This window comes from Alcanivorax sp. 1008 (assembly GCF_020667895.1).
GTDB lineage: Bacteria > Pseudomonadota > Gammaproteobacteria > Pseudomonadales > Alcanivoracaceae > PGZG01.
In genome coordinates, this window is record NZ_JAFMPS010000064.1 from 1 (window position 1) to 1,887 (window position 1,887).

A 1,887-nucleotide genomic window follows, 5' to 3' on the forward strand; every position below is an offset into this window, starting at 1 on the left:
ACGCCAAAGCCATCCTCGACGACGCCCTGCTGCGCATCGTCGCCGACCACTTCCAGCTCGATGAACCGATCCGCGACGCCGCCACCTTCGCCGCCCGTATGCAACAACACAGCGGCGACATCGTGCCTGTGGCCGACAAACGCCTCGCCCTGATCAGCGACATGCTCAGCGAACGCGCCGATCTGGACCGCACCCTGAACCGCAACTTCCCGCTCGCCTGGGCCCACGCCCACCGCGACATCAAGGCCCAGCTCGACGCCCTGATGGGCGAGGGCTTTCTGCGCCAAACCCCGGCCCCCTGGCTCGACGAGCTGCCCCGTTACCTGAAAGCCATCCGCCTGCGCATCGACAAACTCGGCGGCCAGATCGGCAAAGACCGCGCCACCGTCGCCGAACTGGATGCCCTGTGGCAGCAATATCAGGCCCGCGCCGCCGGCCGCCCGCTATGGCAACAGCCGGAACCGCTGGTGCGCTACCGCTTTATGCTGGAGGAATACCGCGTCAGCGTGTTCGCCCAGCAGCTGGGCACGCGCATGCCGGTGTCGGATAAGCGGTTGAGGGAGCAGTGGCAGTTGTGTTGATGGCGGTCGCTCCGGGTCAGAAATGCCCAAGGTCGTGAATGGCGCTTTGTCTGGCAATGCATTGATGGTACTAATAAATCCCACGGAACGGGGGTAACAACAATATGAAACTCACCAATATTGAACAGGTGCAGAAGCGGGTCGGAAAGTCGCATGCCCCTCGAGATCTTAAAGTCATTGACCATGTCGATGAGCACGCCAGCCGTTGGTTGTCGCATGTTAGCTTTGCGTTTATTGCCTTTGGCAAAGCTGGAGATATTGAGCTGACCGCAGCCGGTGGCGAGAAAGGCTTTGTATCCGCCGCCGACCCCCGCCACTTGCTCCTGCCTCTGTCCGCACTGGACGACGCCGGTATGGTTCAGCAAGGCGTATCGTTTGGCGCCTTGTTTCTGGTCAGCGGCATGGAGGAAACCCTGCGCGTTAATGGCACGGTGTCTGCCACGGCGGATGGCAAGGCGACGCTGCAAGTCGAAGAGTGCTACCTGCATTGCGCCAAATCTTTCCGCCGATCCGGCTTCTGGCTTGCCCGGCAAGTGGCGGCATTTGGTGATGACACGGCGAAGTTCGTCAGCAAGTCTACCTTTCTGGCTGTGGCGACCATAAACAGCAGCGGTCAGGTCGATGTCAGCCCGAAGGGAGATCCGGAAAATTTCCTCATTCAGGAGCACGATGGCTTTATCAGCTATGCCGACCGCCCCGGCAATCGCAGAATCGACAGCTTCCACAATATTCTCGAACAGCCGGCGGTTGCCATCATGGCGCTGGTGCCAGGCCACAAGCATATTCTTGAGATCAAGGGCGCCGCAGAGATTCGTGCCGATGAAGACCTGCTGCAGCGATTCGAAGTGCAAGGCAAGACGCCGAGCCTCGTCACAAGAGTGGCGGTGACCTCAAAGCACATCAAACCCAACGCAGCCATTGAAAACGCAGCGTTATGGCCCGCAGAAAATGGACCTGAAGAGTTGGTGCCTGCGGAGATTTTCAAGGCGCATATCAAGCAAAGTGGTGAGAGCTCTCTGCAGGCAAAGGTGGCTCGTGCAGCGGTGTCTTTGCCCGGTGCCATGGCGAAGGGGCTGGAGCTGGATTACAAGAAGAATATGTATTGAGGTTTTGGTCTGACGAATCAGGCTGGGATGCCAAGCGATCATATCAGGATGATGTCGCCTAGTGATAGGTAGACTGAGGTCGGGCTTGCCAAACAAGATTGATTTCACTTTGTGCCTTAAGTCATTGATGGTGATAATCCATTTCGTTTGATGGGGAAGGTCCTGTGGGCTGGAATCCGGCGGGGCAGTAAGCCGGGCTG

The 1,887-nt window shown here is 58.6% G+C and carries 2 protein-coding genes; both read left to right on the forward strand.

Annotated elements, in window-relative coordinates; all coding sequences use genetic code 11:
* The coding region (locus tag J1C54_RS16205; RefSeq protein ID WP_229149967.1) for a DUF3418 domain-containing protein at window positions 1-581 on the forward strand (581 nt) is incomplete at its 5' end.
* 104 nt (window positions 582-685) lie between these two features.
* The gene (locus tag J1C54_RS16210) at window positions 686-1,687 is read left to right on the forward strand and encodes a pyridoxamine 5'-phosphate oxidase family protein (protein ID WP_229149969.1); all 1,002 of its coding nucleotides are present in this window, start codon (window positions 686-688) and stop codon (window positions 1,685-1,687) included.
* Window positions 1,688-1,887: the final 200 nt, after the last annotated feature.

What these genes read in the sequence shown, in the direction of transcription:
- J1C54_RS16210 (WP_229149969.1), top strand. Translation starts at nt 686, where the DNA reads ATGAAACTCACCAATATTGAACAGGTGCAGAAGCGGGTCGGAAAGTCG.